This window comes from Chryseobacterium sp. sg2396 (genome assembly GCF_042610505.1).
Classification (GTDB): Bacteria; Bacteroidota; Bacteroidia; order Flavobacteriales; family Weeksellaceae; genus Chryseobacterium.
In genome coordinates this window covers 15,681-32,958 of record NZ_JBHGAQ010000004.1, presented here as the reverse complement: position 1 = coordinate 32,958, position 17,278 = coordinate 15,681, and the positions used below count along the sequence as shown (strand labels likewise).

Sequence of the window (17,278 nt, the reverse complement as noted above, 5' to 3'; positions counted from 1 at the left end):
GTTTAAATTTCTATAAATTTCTGGAAAAACCCGAATCTGTCCTGCAACAGGTCCGATTTTTCATCAGAGTAATACTTCTGCACAATGCGGTAATCGTACCGGTCGAATGTTTCATCAATAGAACTCAGGTTTTCATTGCTGATCTTAATCGTCACCTGGATCACCTCATCCGACATAAAACTGATAAATGCACCGTAAAACTTGGAGTTGTTGCTTTCCACGATATTGGCAATTTCCGTCATGGAATATTTCCTGGCCGGCGTTTCAATGGTGAGAATGGCTCCCGATTCAGAGAACAGCGGATATTTCGAAAAATCCTGGAAAATATCTTCACAGCTGATATAGCCCAGATACTTCTCCGCTTTGTTGATCACCGGAATGATGTTGGAATTAAATGTATAGAACAGCCGTATGCTGTCCATAATGTTATTGTCTTCCAGAATCGCAAAACGCTCGATCTGATGCTCAAGCTCTTTCAGGGGTCCTTCTGCTTCATACAGAAAATCCTGAGCCAGTGCTCCGTAAAAGTGGTGGGATTTTTTGATGAAAATATGAGAATATCCAAATGCTTCTAACATTTCCCTCGCTGATTCTATCGAGTCAGAAAGGCTGAAACACGGGAAGTCTTTTGAGATATAGTCCTTGATAAACATTGTGCTAATTTATAAAAAATTAAACGAAACTTTTTCTGAAATATTGGTTTTTTTTCTGAAAAAACCAAAAAAGTAAATTTAAAATTTGTTCGTGACGAAAAAAGAAGTATCTTTGTCGCCTTTCATTTTTACTTTTTATTAGATTTATTTCAAACTGCAATGTCTGTAAGGCACATGCAGTTTTTTATTTTAGGGCCTTGGCAAACTCCCACATCACGATCCCGCCGCATACACTTACATTCAGGGAATGCTTGGTTCCCAACTGCGGAATTTCCACGAAAGAATCGATATTCGGCAATGCTTCATCGCTGATTCCTTCCACTTCATTCCCTAAGATCACCGCGTATTTTTTAGATGAGTCAATGATAAAATCGGTAATCATCCGGCTGCCGGTCGTCTGTTCGATACCTACGATTTCAAAACCCTGGGCCTTCAGATCATCGATGGTCGCATTAATATCATTCTCATAGCTCCAGTCTACACTTTCGGTAGCCCCTAAAGCTGCTTTATGGATCTCCCTGTGAGGCGGCTGCGGCGTAATTCCGCACAGGATAATCTTCCTGATCAGAAAAGCATCTGCCGTTCTGAAAGTTGCTCCTACATTGTGCATACTCCTGATATTGTCCAGGACCACCACCAGCGGAATTTTTTCAACGGATTTAAATGTTTCCACATCCAGCCTGTTGAGTTCTTCCAGTTTTAATTTCTGTACCAATTTTTATTTTTTTGGCAAAATTAGGTATAAATATTTACGATTTCCAGCCGGAAACGGATTTATTATTTTTGAGATTCCATAATCTGATGCACATTTTTCTCGATATTCTGGGCAATAGTCTCCATCGGGATATCGTTTTCATCATTATTGAAGGGGTCTTCGATTTCCTCGGCAATCAGCTCAAGACTCATCAGTACGTAATAAATAAAAACGGTTAAAGGAATAATGTAATTCCCGATATTGATCACATAGGCAATGGGCAAGGCTAGAACATACAGGATGATAAACTTCTTGATGAAAGAAGAATAGGAATAGGGAATCGGTGTGTTCTTGATCCTTTCACAGCCGCCGCAAACATCCAGGAATCCGGAAAGCTGGGTGTCGAGATACAGCATTTCCACATCGGAGATTTTTCCTTCTTTTTTCAGTTGGTTCAGCTGCCGGCTCATCAGGATCACCAATTCGCTCGGCCCGTGGCTCTTCAGTTCCTTTTCTATTTCCGAGTAATCCTCATCCAAAGCCAGGCGGGTCGATTCTTTCGACAGGTGCTTGGCCAGAAGGTGCGGAAAGAATTTCAGGTAACGGCTGATCTGTTCGGTATTTTGTCGGTCGTTTCCTAAAATCATGCTGGTTTTTATCGCAAAGTTCCGGGTATCGTTCACCAGTTTTCCCCAGAGTTTCCGTCCTTCCCACCAGCGGTCATACGCCGTATTGGTTCTGAAAACCAGTAATAAAGAAAGCACGAATCCAAGTAAAGAATGAATCAGTCCGACATTGCTGATGCCGGATTTCGAGTTAAGCCGGAAATATTCGAGCTCAAGGTATTCCACGCCCCAGGAATACAGTCCGACCAGGATCATGCTCGGAAACAGGATCTTCAATGTATCGCTTTTATGCAGGCTGAAAAGGATTTTCAGAAAATGTTTGGTGTTGTAAACTCTCATAGATAAGGTTGGTCCTACAAATATAAATTTTTCATTTTATCCCTGCTTTACGGGAAGCCGTAATTTTTCCCGGCTAAGCTGATGGTTATTTGTCATAAAAATTATCAAAAATGGGATATTACAGAAAAGGACATTTTAAGAAAGACGGAACGTGGGTAAGCGGGCATTATGTAAATGCCTTCGGACGCGGAAAAAGGAAAGTAAAAAGTCCAAATGGCTGTGCCGTAATTATATTAGGAGGCTTGGTCTCGCTGTTGATTTATTTTATAAGGTAGAAGATTACAGGAGGCTGATGGAAAATGATAACTGATTATTAACTTTAAAATTTTCCAGGATTTCAAAAAAGTGCTATTTTTAGTCTCACTAAATACCACACAAAATGATTCTTGAGAACGTAGATGCTGTTACCGATATCAGTAAAGAGGATTTTCAGAAAAATTATTTTAAAAAACAGAAGCCCCTCCTGATCAAAAATTTTGCGAGCCGCTGGGAAGCTTTTGATCTATGGAATCTCGATTATATCAGGGAAAAAGCGGGCGAACAGGAAGTTCCGCTGTACGACAACAAACCTGCGGATGCCGGCAAAAGCTCCGACGCTCCCGTGACCCACATGAAAATGAAGGAATATATCGATACGATAAAAAGTAAACCTTCCGATCTTAGGATTTTCTTTTATATCATTACCGACCGGCTCCCGGAACTGCTGAAAAACTTTACCTACCCGGATCTGGGAATGAAATTTTTCAAACGCCTTCCGACCTTATTTTTCGGCGGAAGCGAAGCCCATGTGCTGATGCATTATGATGTGGACCTGGGGGATTTTCTGCATATTCATTTTGAAGGGAAGAAGAGAATCTTATTATTTGATCAGAAACAATCGGCTTTCCTGTATAAAGTTCCGTTGTCGGTACATACCGTTTATGACCTGGATTACGAAAATCCCGATTACGAAAAATTTCCGGCCCTGAAGCACGCCAAAGGTTTTGAAATCTTTATGGAACACGGCGATGCACTTTTTATTCCCGGGGCATTCTGGCATTTCAACCGCTATCTGGAACCGGGATTCTCCATGTCGCTGCGGGCATTGCCCAACAAACCTGCCGTTTTCGCCAATATGCTGTACCATGTTTTCATCATGCGGTATACCGACAAGCTGATGCGGAAACTATTCAAAGCAAAATGGGTTAATTACAAACAGAAATGGGCCTGTGAAAAGAGTTCGAAGGCTTTACTGAATTTAAATAACTAAACTTTTTAAGTTTTTTAATACAAATGTCTGAATATCAGGTATGAATTTAGATTTGGTGAAATGTTGGCTGAAAGAAAAAAATATTTCTTGTGACCAAATTAGACAACTGAATTTTTTCGCAGAATAAGAAAGTTTGTGATCTTTGTTAAGTGAAACGGCTTTGTGAACTTAAAAACAGTTAGTAGTCATAAAATCTTTGTGGGCTTTGCGTTTAAGTAAAACAAATATATAGCTTTTCAAAAACTTTACTTCTACTATTTTATTTCCTATTTTTACCGTCCTAATTCAAGAAAAGATTTTAATGGCAAAGGCAGCGAAAAAAGAAACCCCGTTAATGACCCAGTACAACACCATCAAGGCGAAATATCCTGATGCACTTCTGCTATTCCGGGTCGGGGATTTTTATGAAACTTTCGGGCAGGATGCCGTGCGGACGTCCCAGATCTTGGGAATTGTCCTTACCAAAAGGGCCAATGGCGAAGGCCATATCGAGCTGGCCGGATTTCCGCATCACTCCGTGGATTCTTATCTTCCGAAGCTGGTACGGGCCGGAATGCGGGTGGCCATCTGCGACCAGCTGGAAGACCCGAAAATGGTAAAGGGAATCGTAAAAAGAGGGGTTACGGAACTGGTGACGCCTGGTGTAACTTTCAACGACCAGGTGCTGAATTCCAAAAAGAATAATTTCCTGCTTTCGCTGCATAAAGAAAAAGAGAAATACGGGATTTCCCTGGTGGATATTTCTACCGGGGAATTTCTGGTAAGCGAGGGAAACCTGGAAAAGCTGATCCACATTGTCAATACTTTCGATCCGAGTGAAATCATTTACCAGCGAAGTGTTCAGATCCCGGAACAGCTTAAAAAAAGAAGTGCTTTCAAGCTGGAAGACTGGGCCTATCAGTATAATTTTGCCTATGAAAAACTGACGAACCATTTTAAAACCAATTCTTTAAAAGGGTTTGGGGTAGAAGGACAGCAGCTGGCAATTACGGCAGCAGGTGCTATTTTTGCTTATCTCGTAGAAGATACGCATCATAATTTATTATCACACATTACCAAAATCCAGGTTATTCCGCAGGAGGATTTCCTGATGATGGACCATTTTACGCTGAGGAACCTCGAAATCGTATATCCCAGCCATCCGCAGGGAAAATCCTTGCTGGACATCATCGATAAGACGTCAACACCGATGGGTGGAAGGCTGTTGAGACGGAGAATTATTTTACCACTGAAATCAGTCGGTGAAATCAACAGGCGGCTTTCTTTAATTGACTTTTTAAATGAAAATGATCAGCTTAAATATGAAATTTCCCAATTGCTCAAATCCATTTCGGATCTGGACCGGCTGATGGGGAAACTGGCAGCGGAAAAAATATGTCCCAAAGAGCTGGGCTACCTTCGCCAAAGCCTGATTAATATTCATAAAATCAAAGCCCTGCTTCATCCGCATGCCGATGTATTGGCCTGGCTGGATCCCCTATATGATCAGGACGAACTGATCAAATGCCTTCAGAACCACCTGAACGACGAGCTGCCGGTGAATCTGTCAAAAGGAAATGTAATTAAAAATGGGATTTCGGAGGAACTCGATACGTTGAGAGGCCTGCAGTCCAAAGGAAGAGGCTTCCTGGATGAAATGTGCCAAAGAGAAATCGAAAGAACGGGAATTTCAAGCCTGAAAATAGATTTCAACAACGTCTTCGGCTATTATATTGAAGTAAGGAATACCCACAAAGATAAAGTTCCGGCTGACTGGCTGAGAAAACAGACGCTGGTGAACGCCGAACGCTACATTACCGAAGAGCTGAAAGAATACGAAAACCAGATCCTCGGTGCCGAAGAGAAAATAGGAGTCCTGGAAAACGAACTGTACCGTAAGGTGTGCAGTGAAACAATGATTTACATCGATCATATTCAGGAAAACTCAAATATTATCGCGCAGCTGGACGTGGCAGTCGGTTTGTCCGAACTTGCTGTTTCGGAGAGTTATACGAAGCCTGTTTTAACGGAAACTTTTGCCATCGATTTAAAAGAAGCAAGGCATCCGATTATCGAAAATGCCTTGCCGTTAGGAGAAAAATATATTCCGAATGATCTTTTCCTCGATAAAGATTCTCAGCAGATCATTATGGTTACCGGACCGAACATGGCGGGTAAATCGGCGATCCTACGACAGACCGCAATCGTCTGCTTAATGGCTCAGATCGGAAGCTTTGTGCCGGCCAAGCATGCGGAAATCGGGATTTTAGATAAAATTTTTACCAGGGTAGGGGCCACGGATAATATTTCTGCCGGAGAATCGACTTTCATGGTGGAAATGAACGAAGCCGCCAATATTCTGAATAATATTTCCGAACGAAGCCTGATCCTGCTGGATGAAATAGGCCGCGGAACTTCCACCTATGACGGAGTTTCGATCGCGTGGGCGATTGCAGAATACCTTCACCAGCATCCGACGCAGGCCAAAACACTATTTGCCACGCATTACCATGAACTTAATGAAATGACGATAAATTTCGAGCGGGTAAAAAACTTCCATGTTTCCATTCAGGAGAACAAAGGGAACATTATCTTTTTAAGGAAGCTGGTGCCGGGCGGAAGCGAGCATAGTTTCGGGATTCATGTGGCCAAGCTGGCCGGGATGCCTGCAAAGGTGGTAAACCGTGCCAATGAAATCCTGAAAACGCTGGAAGCCAGCCGGACGCAGGGAGGAGGTTCGTCAGAAAAGATCAAAAGGGTAACGGAAGAAAACCTGCAGCTCTCTTTCTTTCAGCTGGATGATCCTGTGTTGGAAAATATTCGGGAAGAACTGACGAAAATAGACATCAATACTTTAACGCCAATTGAAGCTCTAATGAAACTGAATTCAATTAAAAAGATGATCGGAGGATAAATATAAGTCCCGGAATTTCCAGGACTTGCTTTCAATCATACTTTTTCAATGTTAGCGGAAAATAGAGCAGATATCGTACCGGCTGTCCATTAATCATAGCCGGCTTCCACTTTACGAAAAGCCTTCTTACGGCCACTTCGGCGGCATGGGAATGGTTTTTATCGCTTCCCAGAGCCGTTACGTACCGTACGTATCCTGTTTTTTCCACGATAAAATAAACGCGGGTATCGATTTTCTTGGATTTTACGTCGATAACGTCCATCTTATCGGCAAATTCCTTTTTGAAATTTTTCATGCCGCCCGGAAATTCAGCGGGCGTATCTGCTTTGATAACGGCATCATCCAGCTTCATTTTTGTTTTGAGAACAGTGTAATCCGGCAGCTCTCTGACGGTGTTGTATTGCGTTTGTGCAAGTAAAGAAATGTTTATAAACAAGCTTACAAAAAATAGGAACTTCTTCATAGCTACAAAAATAAATATTTTTAGAACAGCAAAAATAAAGCCGGGCTTTTTCGCGTGCTTTTCATTATTTGTTTCCCCCAAATTATATTTTTATTGTGTTATATATTTACTTTTGCAGAAAACAAATCATACACACTGCATGTGAAAAAATCTGTATTTCAGTTTCATTACAAATATTTCCTGGCTACTGTTCTTATATTTCTCTCCGAAGTTCTGATCGCCACTGTCTTTAAAGATATTTTCTTCATCAGAGCGTATCTGGGCGACGTCGTTGTCGTGATGCTGCTTTACACTTTTATTAAAAGCTTTTTCAACACTCAGCGTGATGTAAAACTGATTTCCGGTATTCTCATCTTTTCTTTCATGGTAGAATTTGCACAGCATTTCAATATTGCAGAAAAGCTGGGCTTTCAACCCGGAAGTATCATGTACATCGTAGTAGGGAATTCATTCTCCTGGATCGATATGCTCTGTTACGCCGTTGGATGCTTTATGCTTTTTATCTTTGTGAAATTTACAGGAAAATAAAATCATAATTACCGCCCGAAACTGTCGTATTTATCTTCCGCGTATTTGATGAAGCGGTTCAGTAAAGCTACATTTTCCTTTTCTATAGGAGTCAGGTCTTTATCGACATTGTTTGAAACCGGGATGTACCAGTCGGTCTGCTCAAAGAAATTCCGGTAAGTTTGTTTTTTGAAGGCGTAGCCATGTCTTGCGAAGACAGCATTTTTAATGATTTCCAGATCAAGCTTTCTCAGCTTTTTAAGATCGTTCTCCGTAAGTTTTTGCTTGGAGGCATTGATTTTAAATACAGCATCAGAGGCAATCCTGTTCTTGGAAGCCATATAGGTTTCCGTTTTTCCGGTTTCTTCGTCGGTATATTTTTCGGTAAAATCTTTCGGATTTTCCCAGTCGATCAGATCACTGTTTTCACTGAGCATAAAATTCGGATTATAGGCAAACTCTTTTTTCGCCAGCTTCAGTATTTTGTGTGGTGATTTTACGGCTGAGGTATTGAAGGCGTTCCACTTTCCGGTAAGACTGTCTTTACTGAGTTTTACCTCGAATCTTCCGTCACTTTTATCAGTTCCCGGTTCGTCCAGGATAAAAGATTTTGCGGTTTCGTTGAAGATACCACGGAAAGGGCGCTGATTACCATTGACTATGCTCTGCCCGTAAACACTGTCTTTGGTAATCCGGTTGATTTTCAGGGAAAGCTTTTTATACACATCACCTTCATATTCTTCTCCGATTTCAGGGGTGATCATTTCTTTCCCGGCAAAATTGCCCATGTAAATGCCGTAATATTCTTTATGGATTTCCGGGGCGACGGCGGTGTCCTTTTGGGCAGAAGGATTATTTTGGGCTGAATCGGTTGCTTTAGATTCTTTTTTACAGCTTGCTAAAGCCAAAACGAGCAGGAAAGCGGATGTCAATTTTAAATTTTTCATAAGTGATTCAATGTGATTTTAATGGAACTAAAGATCGTGAAATAAAAGAAATGAGAAAAGGCTACAGGCATTTTTTTGAAATCAGATATTCGACAAGGAATATATTAGGAATCCAGCCGAGCCAGGCAATGATTTGGTAAACCTCCATCGGATCCGGATGAAATAAATAAATAAGAATCACCTTCCACATTCTCAGGGTGATGGCTGAAAGGGCAAAGGCAAAACTCCGCCACATCCATTGTTTATGGGCTGCAAATATTTTCTTTCTGGCTAACAGATATGCTTTAAAGGTCGAAAACCACCAGAGGTCACCCAAAAGGACAAATGAAATTTTGGAATACAGTCCGCCATTGGCAAAAATTCCCATATAAATTCCTGAGGGAGCAGCTAATATCAGGATCAGGAAAATATAAATCTTGCCGGCGTTCCTGTGAAAATTTTTTATCCCGAAATCTTTTCTAAGAATGGCTAAAAACCCGCTGAACAATACGAAAATACTGGTGTAGACATGGGTGTAGAAAAACCAAAGATACTCTGGCCGGTCGGTAACTTCCGTCTGTTTGATCATCAGGAAACTGGCATCCGGTCTCAGCGGAATGTATTCCAATGTGATATTCAGCATCAACCAAAAGAAATACCCGAACCCCAGAATGAGAAGGATTTTTAAAGCATTGAATGTATTTCTTTTGACTGAAAGCATGGAATCTGCGGTTTTTTAACCACGAATATCGCAAATTTTCTTACAAATATTCACAAATCATAGGGTGTTATTAGTGAAGATATTTGTGTGATTTGTGTTTAAATTATCGCCGGTAAAAAAAGAATCTAGCTGAAAATATTCAGGTAATCTATAAATTCATCGTCATTGGGAGTCTGAATTTATACTTTACAGGATAACCTTTTATTTCAGCCGGTTTCCACCTGGTGATAGACAATGCTTTTATGGTGCGTTCCATTTCTTTATTCATGGATCTGTTATTCCCAGTTACTGTGATGTCTGTAATCATTCCTTCTTTAGAAATTACAAACTGCACTTCAGATTTCATAGTACCTGAACCATTAATTTTGCTTATATCAAAATTCTGCGAAAAATTTTTTCTGAAAAGATTGAGTCCTCCGGGATATTCCGGCATTTTATCAACTTCTTCATAAATATTATTATTTGAAGAAACAATTTCTTTATTTGGCATGGCATTTTCCTGAGCAAAAACCTTTGCAAAAGAAATCAGAAGAACAAGTACAATTAATTTTTTCATGTTATAGTTTGTTTATAGTATTATTCAAATCCTGTGCAATCAGCCAGCCTTCACTCCAGCAGGCCTGAAAATTAAAACCTCCGGTCACGGCATCGATATTCAATACTTCCCCGGCGATGTAGAAGTTGGGTAAGATCTTGGAAGTCATATTTTTGAAGTTAATTTCCTTTAAATCAACCCCTCCGGCGGTGACAAATTCATCTTTGAAAGTGGATTTTCCGGTTACCTGGAATTTCTTCTGACATAAATTGCTGATGATGGTCTGCATTTCTTTTCCGGAAAGATTCGCCACCTGCTTGTTGAGGTCGACTTTTGAAACTTCCAGAACTCTCTGCCAGAAACGGTTGGTGATCTCAAAAATTTTCGATTGCCCGATGGTCTTCTTTGGATTGGATTGCCTGAATTGCTGGAACAGTTTTTCTGCTTTCTCTATTTCTTTAGAGATAAAATTCACTTCGATTTCGAAATTGTATTTCACTTTCGCCAGATTGATCGCTTCCCAGGCAGAAATTTTCAGAATGGCCGGCCCTGAAAGTCCCCAATGGGTAATCAGCAGTGGTCCGCTTTCTTCGGTTTTAAGCTTCGGAATAGAGGTTTCCGCCATTTCAAAACTCGTTCCGGCCAAATCTTTCAGCAAATCGTCTTTGATGTTGAAGGTGAAAAGAGAAGGGACCAAATCCACAATTTTGTGTCCCAGGTTTTCAATCATTTTTAAAGATTTCGGAGAACTTCCGGTCGTATAAATCACAATGTCAGCTTCAAAATCCCCCAGGCTTGTTTTCACCAGATATTTCTCATCAAGCTTTTCAATTTCTTTGACGGAACATTTGGTTTTCACTTCCACGTTTTTATTTTGAACCTCATTCAACATCGCATTGATGATGCTTTGTGAAGAATTGCTTTCCGGAAAAACCCGGTTGTCGTTTTCTATTTTCAGGGCAACATTTCTCTGCTCAAACCAATCCATCGTATCGCCCGGCTGAAATTTGGTGAAAACACTGAGTAGTTCTTTGTTTCCCCGGGGATAAAACTGAACCAGTTCCCGGGGATCAAAACAAGCGTGGGTGACATTGCACCGGCCGCCGCCGGAAATCTTTACTTTCTGCAGGACATCGGAGTTCTGCTCAAGGATAATGATTTTATATTTCGTTTCGTCCAGGTTGGCCGCACAGAAAAATCCGGCAGCACCACCTCCGATAATGATAATTCGCTTCATAGTTCGTTAATCTTATGCTCAAGATTATTTTTGCAAAACTACAATTTTTATAAACCATCTTATTTGAGTAATTTTGGAGAATGTAATTTTCGGCCAAAACCGGGAAATGATAAACCACAAAAGTCATAAAAGTTTTTTTAGTTGTCTTCCCACAGTAAAAAGAGCATTATGGTTTTGAAAATCTTTGATTTTCTTCTTCTGTGATCTGAATATACGCAATGCAGGGAGCTTAAAATCTAATGTGCCTGATGTGTTAAAAGCTTTTGAGACTTTTGTGGTGAAATTTAAGTTCTTATTTAAAACAAAATTAAAATGATATTCTACCATACCTTTGAAGTGCGCTGGAGTGATCTGGATGCCAACAAACATCTGGCCAATTCGTCTTACATGCAGTACTGTGCCCAGTCGAGAATGGCTTTTATGACGAAAGAAAAAATGGGGGTTACCCAGCTCAGCCGATGGGGAATCGGACCGGTAATCCTGCATGAAAGATACTCTTTTTTTAAAGAAATCTATGCCGATCAGACGGTTATCGTAAGCCTGGAAATCGACGGATGCGCCGAGGACTCCTCGATTTACCGTTTCGTCCACAAATTCTACACGCCTGATGGCGAACACTGTGCAACCGCAGAAGCTACCGGGGTATGGATCGATATGATGCTGAGGAAAATGACGACCCCGCCGGATGATGTGGTGGAAGCGATGAACAAATATAAATCCCCGGAAACGGCTGTGCTGACCCGGGAAGATTTCAAAAACCTGCCGTTCCGACCGGAGAATATAGATCCGGCAGCATTTACGGTTTAAAATTTAAGGTTTTGAGTTCAAAGTTTAATTACTCATTACCCATTACTTATAAATAAAGATATGTTTGAAGATAAAAATCCTGAACTGACGCCGATTTCCAAACTGGGAGAATTCGGACTGATCAAACACCTGACGCAGTTTTTTCCTTTGGCCAACGATTCTTCTGAGCTTGGCGTAGGCGATGATGCAGCGGTGATCAACCCTGAAGGGAAAAAAGTAGTCCTTACGACCGATGTACTGGCGGAAGGCGTCCATTTCAATCTTGGATATGTTCCGCTGAAACATTTGGGGTACAAAGCTGTTGTGGTAAACTTGAGTGACATTGCAGCCATGAATGCCACGCCGACACAAATCCTGGTTTCCCTCGCGGTATCCAACCGTTTCCCGGTGGAAGCGCTGGAAGAAATTTATTCCGGAATACAGGCGGCCTGCGCGCGGTATAAAGTCGACTTAATCGGCGGAGATACAACGAGTTCCAACGCTGGTCTGGTGATGAGCATCACGGCTGTCGGAATTGAAAACGAGGAAAATATTGTGAAGAGAAGCGGTGTCCAACCCAATGATCTGCTCGTGGTTACCGGTGATCTGGGAGGCGCTTACATGGGACTTCAGATCCTGGAAAGAGAACATGCTGTATTTTTGGCAGACCCGAATATGCAGCCGGAAATGGAAGGCTACGATTATATCCTGGAAAGACAGCTGAAACCGGAAGCCAGAACAGATGTGAAAGGCATCCTGGAACAGCTGGACATTAAACCTACCTCCATGATTGACGTTTCGGATGGCCTGGCTTCGGAAATTCTTCACCTTTCGGATCAGTCGGAAGTAGGTTTCAGATTGTATGAAGAGAAAATCCCGATGGATAACCTGACAATTACTACGGCGGATGAATTTAATTTAAATCCCGTGATGGCGGCATTAAGCGGAGGTGAAGATTACGAACTGCTGTTCACGATTTCTCCGAATGATTTCGATAAGATTAAAAACCATCCGGATTTCACCATCATCGGCCATGCCGTTGCCAAAGAGGACGGTAATTTTATGGTCGCAAGAGGATCCAACCAATTGGTTGCACTAACGGCACAGGGCTGGGATGCTTTTTTAGGAAATCAGCAAGGATAGATAATCTTATTGTTTAGATATTAAAAAAACCACTGCAATAGCGGTGGTTTTTTAAGTAATTAATCTTTCTTAATATCTGCTTTTACATTCTGGTAGGATTTGTCTACCGCATCAGCACCTTTTTTAGCTGTTTTTTTGGTCCATTTCGCTGCATTTTTAACACCCTTTTTGGTTGCATCATAACCTTTTTCTGCGGTTTTGCCGGTCCATTCTGCGCCGTCTTTAACAGCGGTTCCTACTTTTTTGGCATCTCTTTTTACCTCTTGCTTTACAGAATTTGTTTTTTGTGCAGATATACCGATTCCAATTAAAAGAATCAATGCTGCTGAATATAATCTCTTTTTCATTTAGGAGAATGTTTTTTTCGTTTTTTCAACAAAAATCAAACCAATAGTGTATAAAAATTCAGAATAATTTAATAATGAGGGATTTTATAAGGATTATAAGCAATAAATTTGTATTGTGACTGATACAAATAATATGAAAAAAGCATTCAAAATGATCATTTTACTAATTTTATTCATGGTAGTGTTGTTATTTTTGGGCATAATTTCTACAGATGAAGGAATTAAAAGAGACAAGATTTTAGATAATAGTGTTGAGTTTAAAGGATATGTAAATGATTTGAGAACATCCAACAATCACAGATTTGGGATTATACAATTAAAATTAACAGAGAGTTCTGTGAATATGTTTAATGATAGTTTACAAAATGGAATTTATCCTTATAAAATTATTGGTGATGTTGCAGAAATTTATACAACTGTACCAGCCGATCTTGATTATAATGATACAATAACTGTAAGATCAAAATCACATGAAATTGAGTTTGAGTCAACAAAAACCCATTCAAAATATATTTCACAGTTACATGTAATTGAATATTCGGGAAATACAGATTATGTAAAGGAAAAGACTGTGTTTGAATAAAAAAATCCGGCTCAACAAAGCCGGATTAATTATATAAGTTAGAATTTTTTAAGCCTTCGCAATATTCAGAATCACTTCCATAGCCTTCTCCATACTCTCCAAAGCTACATATTCATACGGTCCGTGAAAATTGATTCCTCCCGCAAAAATATTCGGACAAGGAAGTCCCATGTAAGATAACTGCGCTCCGTCGGTTCCTCCGCGGATGGCTTTGATCTTTGGTTCGATTCCTGCTTCTTTCATTGCTTTGGCCGCAAGATCCACGATGTACATTTTACCTTCAAACTGTTGCTTCATGTTTCTGTACTGCTCTTTAATTTGGATTTCAGCGGTTCCTTCGCCGTGTTTTTTGTTAAATTCAGCCACTTTTTCTTCCATGAATTTCTTTCTTGCCTCAAATTTATCAGCGTCGTGATCACGGATGATGTATTGCAATTTAGCTTCAGAAATATCCGCATTAAGATCCATTAAATGATAAAAACCGTCAAAACCTTTCGTCGTGGCAGGGGTTTCATTGGCAGGAAGCATCTGGGCAAATTCAGAAGCCAGTAAAGCCGCGTTAACCATTTTTCCGAACGCATAACCCGGGTGAACGCTTAATCCGTGGATTTTTACCACTGCTCCTGCGGCGTTGAAATTTTCATATTCCAGTTCGCCGACTTCTCCGCCGTCCATGGTGTAGGCAAATTCTGCCCCGAATTTAGCGACATCAAACTTATGCGCTCCTCTTCCGATTTCCTCGTCAGGCGTAAAGCCTACGGCAATTATTCCATGCTTGATTTCAGGATGCGCCATTAAATATTCTGCCGCCGTAACAATTTCCGCACAGCCTGCTTTGTCGTCCGCTCCAAGAAGCGTATTTCCGTCGGTGGTAATTAGCGTCTGGCCGATGTATTTTTTTAAGCTTTCAAATTTTGAAGGCGATAACGTAAATCCTGTGGCCTGATTGAGTATCAGATCATTTCCGTCATAATTTTCCCAAACCTGCGGCTTCACGTTTTCCCCGCTGAAATCCGGCGATGTATCGTAATGGGAGATAAATCCGATGGTCGGTTTATCGTCGTTTTCCAGATTGGAAGGCACGTAGCCCATGATATAGCCGTTTTCGTCAATCGATACATTTTCAAGGCCGATCGTTTTCAGTTCTTCCGTGATGTATCTCGCGATGTCCCACTGTCTTTCGGTAGATGGGGTGGTTTCGCTTTCGGCATCACTGGTCGAATATATTTTTACATAATTCAGAAAACGGTTCAGCAGCTTTTCTTTCCACAAAGGGTTGAATTCTATTGCGCTCATTATTGGTATAAATTTCCTGTAAAGTTAACAATTTTGAGGCTCAGAATCTCTTATTTGTACTTCAGAATAAGGTGCTGAGATTGAATAATTAATGTAAATGATTGAAATTCAGGTTTGTATTGTGATTGACGAGATCTTTCCGGAACTTGTTTAGTTTTATTATATTTGAGAAAATCTAAAAGTAAAACATGTTTCTTACTGAATGTCCGCGTGATGCAATGCAGGGGTGGGGAGAATTTATCCCGACTGATCAAAAAATAGATTATATCAATTCTCTGATGGATGTGGGGTTTGATGTTCTGGACTGCCTGAGCTTCGTTTCTCCCAAAGCCATTCCGCAGATGGCCGATTCTGCCGAAGTGGCTGAAAATATCGACAAGTCCCGTTCCAATACAAAAGTCTCCGCGATTGTTGCCAATTACCGGGGAGCGGAGAAAGCTTTGAAGCACCAGTCGGTGGATATCATCGGTTTTCCGTTTTCGATTTCCGAAACGTTCCAGCACCGGAATACCAATAAAAGCCAGGAAGAAGCTTTTAATGAAATCATCAGAATGCTGGAACTGGTAGGAAAAGAAAACAGGCAGCTGAATATCTACTTCTCCATGGCCTTCGGAAATCCTTACGGCGAAATGTGGAAATGGGAGGATGTAGATTTCTGGGCACAGCGGTTTTCGGAAATAGGAGTTAAAGATGTCTTATTATCTGATACAACAGGTGTTGCAACGCCGGAATCCATCTCGCTGTTATTTGAGAAAATTCCTTCAAAATATCCGGGAATCAATTTTGGAGCGCATTTCCATAACCGGTACGAAGAGTCTTATTCAAAATTAAAGGCAGCTTATGACCAGGGATGTACAAGATTCGACAGTGCGATTAAAGGAATCGGAGGCTGCCCGATGGCAAAAGACGACCTGGTGGGAAATATGCCGACCGAGCAGGTAATCAATTTCATGAGCGTGGAGAAAGCCGATCATAAACTGAACCTCCTGAATTTCGAAAGCTCGTATAATAAAGCCAAGGATATTTTTCATTTTTAAACAAAAATTTTCCTAGCTTTAATTAAAATTAAATACAATGACTTCAAAAATTACCTATATCGGAGGTTTAAGATGTTCGGCAGAACACTTACAATCCGGAACGCTTATCGAAAGCGATGCTCCGACGGATAATCACGGAAAAGGGGAGAAATTTTCCCCTACGGATCTGTGTGCAACCTCTTTAGCCGAATGTGCACTGACCACCATTGCGATTTTAGGCAAAGAAAAAAACATCAATATCGACGGTGCATACTGCAATCTTCAAAAAATAATGAAAGGGGAGCCTAGGAGGATCGGTGAAATTGTATGTAATTTTGTTTTTTCAGATTCCTATTCCGATGAGGAAAAAGCATTTATAGAAAAGACCGCCCATAATTGTCCGGTGGCGAAAAGCCTTCATCCGGATCTGGTGCAGACCATGATTTTCATTTATCAATAAAAATATCGGGCCGCAGAAATTTCTGCGGTTTTCTATTTCCTGCGATACCACTAGATTTAGATCCTGCAGATTCCTTATTTTGTATCTATTTCGGCTCGTGGGGCGAGTGGAGCAGGAAGGAAAAGAAATCGCAAAGAAGGTATAAAAAATAAAGGCTGTCCTAAAAGTTTAGGCAGTCTCTTTTTTTGTAAAAAATGAACAAATAATTTTTTATGCTCCAGAGGAGCAATATATGTTTAGAAAAAATAATAGAATGGCAAGTACGCCGTCGGTGTGCTGTGATAAGATAGAACTCCAAAGGAGTTCAGGTATTACAAGATGCTAATGTATGTCTACACAGATGTTGCTCCTACGGAGCAAATTAAAAGGTGATTTCACGCGCTATCCTGTAACATTATTATAAAAAGAACCTGAAAAAAAGGGTTAATAAAAAAGACTGCCCTTTTTGGACAGCCTCTATTTATCTTTAATACGGTTTAAAGCATTCCAAGTTCAAACTTAGCCTCTTCGCTCATCATGTCTTTGTGCCAGCTTGGCTCAAATGTAAGCTCAAGATCCACACTTTTAACATTTTCCACTTCCGCCACTTTATCCTTTACTTCCTGAGGAAGGGTTTCCGCCACCGGGCAGTTGGGAGTGGTTAGTGTCATAATGATCTTAACGTCTGCTTCATCGGAGATCTGAACATCATAAACCAAGCCCAATTCATAAATATCCACCGGAATTTCCGGGTCATAAACGGTTTTCAGGACACCGATGATCTCCTCACCGATGTCAGCAACCTGATCGTCTGTAAATTTCATT

General features: G+C 40.7%; 20 protein-coding genes. 9 read left to right on the top strand and 11 right to left on the bottom strand.

The genetic code is table 11. From position 1 onward, the window contains the following. Nucleotides 1–2: 2 nt before the first annotated feature. From ACED20_RS05180 to ACED20_RS05170, 3 genes are all read right to left on the bottom strand, one after another. Nucleotides 3–653 (bottom strand): CBS domain-containing protein, encoded by a 651-nt coding sequence (locus ACED20_RS05180; RefSeq protein ID WP_294199566.1) that lies wholly within the window; start codon nt 651–653, stop codon nt 3–5. A 184-nt stretch (nt 654–837) separates the two neighbouring features. Then, nucleotides 838–1,368: an RNA methyltransferase gene (locus tag ACED20_RS05175; RefSeq protein WP_294199567.1), complete on the bottom strand. Its 531-nt coding sequence runs from the start codon at nt 1,366–1,368 to the stop codon at nt 838–840. A 62-nt stretch (nt 1,369–1,430) separates the two neighbouring features. Beyond that, nucleotides 1,431–2,312, bottom strand: a complete 882-nt coding sequence (locus tag ACED20_RS05170) for a bestrophin family protein (RefSeq protein WP_294237839.1) — start codon at nt 2,310–2,312, stop codon at nt 1,431–1,433. A gap of 110 nt (nt 2,313–2,422) precedes the next feature. Here ACED20_RS05170 and ACED20_RS05165 point away from each other — a divergent pair, with 110 nt between their 5' ends. The 3 genes from ACED20_RS05165 to mutS all read left to right on the top strand — a co-directional run bounded on the left by ACED20_RS05165 (nt 2,423) and on the right by mutS (nt 6,454). After that, on the top strand, nt 2,423–2,587 hold the full coding sequence (locus tag ACED20_RS05165; RefSeq protein WP_345766809.1) for a hypothetical protein: 165 nt from the start codon (nt 2,423–2,425) through the stop codon (nt 2,585–2,587). 104 nt (nt 2,588–2,691) lie between these two features. Further along, on the top strand, nt 2,692–3,561 hold the full coding sequence (locus ACED20_RS05160; RefSeq protein WP_345766808.1) for a cupin-like domain-containing protein: 870 nt from the start codon (nt 2,692–2,694) through the stop codon (nt 3,559–3,561). A 301-nt stretch (nt 3,562–3,862) separates the two neighbouring features. Further along, nucleotides 3,863–6,454, top strand: coding sequence for a DNA mismatch repair protein MutS (gene mutS / locus ACED20_RS05155; RefSeq protein WP_378103692.1), 2,592 nt, complete (start codon nt 3,863–3,865; stop codon nt 6,452–6,454). A gap of 31 nt (nt 6,455–6,485) precedes the next feature. Here the strand turns inward: mutS and ACED20_RS05150 are convergent, their stop codons facing one another. After that, a complete protein-coding gene (locus ACED20_RS05150) occupies nt 6,486–6,917 on the bottom strand; it encodes an energy transducer TonB (protein ID WP_294199572.1) in 432 nt (143 codons plus the stop codon). Nucleotides 6,918–7,058: 141 nt separating this feature from the next. Between ACED20_RS05150 and ACED20_RS05145 the strand changes: the two genes are divergently transcribed. Continuing rightward, the gene (locus tag ACED20_RS05145) at nt 7,059–7,445 is read left to right on the top strand and encodes a DUF2809 domain-containing protein (protein WP_295220740.1); all 387 of its coding nucleotides are present in this window, start codon (nt 7,059–7,061) and stop codon (nt 7,443–7,445) included. 8 nt (nt 7,446–7,453) lie between these two features. On the opposite strand, the gene ACED20_RS05140 is transcribed toward ACED20_RS05145, so the two are convergent. From ACED20_RS05140 to ACED20_RS05125, 4 genes are all read right to left on the bottom strand, one after another. Next, nucleotides 7,454–8,371: a YARHG domain-containing protein gene (locus ACED20_RS05140; protein ID WP_294265123.1), complete on the bottom strand. Its 918-nt coding sequence runs from the start codon at nt 8,369–8,371 to the stop codon at nt 7,454–7,456. 61 nt (nt 8,372–8,432) lie between these two features. Beyond that, nucleotides 8,433–9,071: a DUF2306 domain-containing protein gene (locus ACED20_RS05135; protein ID WP_378103690.1), complete on the bottom strand. Its 639-nt coding sequence runs from the start codon at nt 9,069–9,071 to the stop codon at nt 8,433–8,435. Between the two features lie 148 nt (nt 9,072–9,219). Next, entirely contained in the window at nt 9,220–9,627 is a 408-nt protein-coding gene (locus tag ACED20_RS05130) for an energy transducer TonB (protein WP_294199580.1), read from the bottom strand. A 1-nt stretch (nt 9,628) separates the two neighbouring features. Further along, complete coding sequence (locus ACED20_RS05125) at nt 9,629–10,843, bottom strand: NAD(P)/FAD-dependent oxidoreductase (protein WP_345766806.1); 1,215 nt, start codon at nt 10,841–10,843, stop codon at nt 9,629–9,631. A 312-nt stretch (nt 10,844–11,155) separates the two neighbouring features. Between ACED20_RS05125 and ACED20_RS05120 the strand changes: the two genes are divergently transcribed. Further along, on the top strand, nt 11,156–11,650 hold the full coding sequence (locus ACED20_RS05120; protein ID WP_294231939.1) for a thioesterase family protein: 495 nt from the start codon (nt 11,156–11,158) through the stop codon (nt 11,648–11,650). Between the two features lie 60 nt (nt 11,651–11,710). Further along, complete coding sequence (gene thiL, locus ACED20_RS05115; RefSeq protein ID WP_294199583.1) at nt 11,711–12,772, top strand: thiamine-phosphate kinase; 1,062 nt, start codon at nt 11,711–11,713, stop codon at nt 12,770–12,772. Between the two features lie 59 nt (nt 12,773–12,831). Here the strand turns inward: thiL and ACED20_RS05110 are convergent, their stop codons facing one another. Continuing rightward, the gene (locus tag ACED20_RS05110; protein ID WP_294224012.1) at nt 12,832–13,119 is read right to left on the bottom strand and encodes a hypothetical protein; all 288 of its coding nucleotides are present in this window, start codon (nt 13,117–13,119) and stop codon (nt 12,832–12,834) included. 133 nt (nt 13,120–13,252) lie between these two features. On the opposite strand from ACED20_RS05110, the gene ACED20_RS05105 reads away from it, so the two are divergent. Next, nucleotides 13,253–13,702: a hypothetical protein gene (locus tag ACED20_RS05105; protein WP_294199585.1), complete on the top strand. Its 450-nt coding sequence runs from the start codon at nt 13,253–13,255 to the stop codon at nt 13,700–13,702. Nucleotides 13,703–13,750: 48 nt separating this feature from the next. Here ACED20_RS05105 and pepT read toward each other — a convergent pair whose 3' ends face one another. Then, nucleotides 13,751–14,998 (bottom strand): peptidase T, encoded by a 1,248-nt coding sequence (gene pepT / locus ACED20_RS05100; RefSeq protein ID WP_294236228.1) that lies wholly within the window; start codon nt 14,996–14,998, stop codon nt 13,751–13,753. A gap of 188 nt (nt 14,999–15,186) precedes the next feature. Between pepT and ACED20_RS05095 the strand changes: the two genes are divergently transcribed. After that, a complete protein-coding gene (locus ACED20_RS05095; RefSeq protein WP_294236229.1) occupies nt 15,187–16,035 on the top strand; it encodes a hydroxymethylglutaryl-CoA lyase in 849 nt (282 codons plus the stop codon). A gap of 37 nt (nt 16,036–16,072) precedes the next feature. Further along, complete coding sequence (locus ACED20_RS05090) at nt 16,073–16,474, top strand: OsmC family protein (RefSeq protein WP_294236230.1); 402 nt, start codon at nt 16,073–16,075, stop codon at nt 16,472–16,474. Between the two features lie 476 nt (nt 16,475–16,950). Here the strand turns inward: ACED20_RS05090 and ACED20_RS05085 are convergent, their stop codons facing one another. Next, nucleotides 16,951–17,277 (bottom strand): SUF system Fe-S cluster assembly protein, encoded by a 327-nt coding sequence (locus ACED20_RS05085; protein WP_146940630.1) that lies wholly within the window; start codon nt 17,275–17,277, stop codon nt 16,951–16,953. Nucleotide 17,278: the final 1 nt, after the last annotated feature.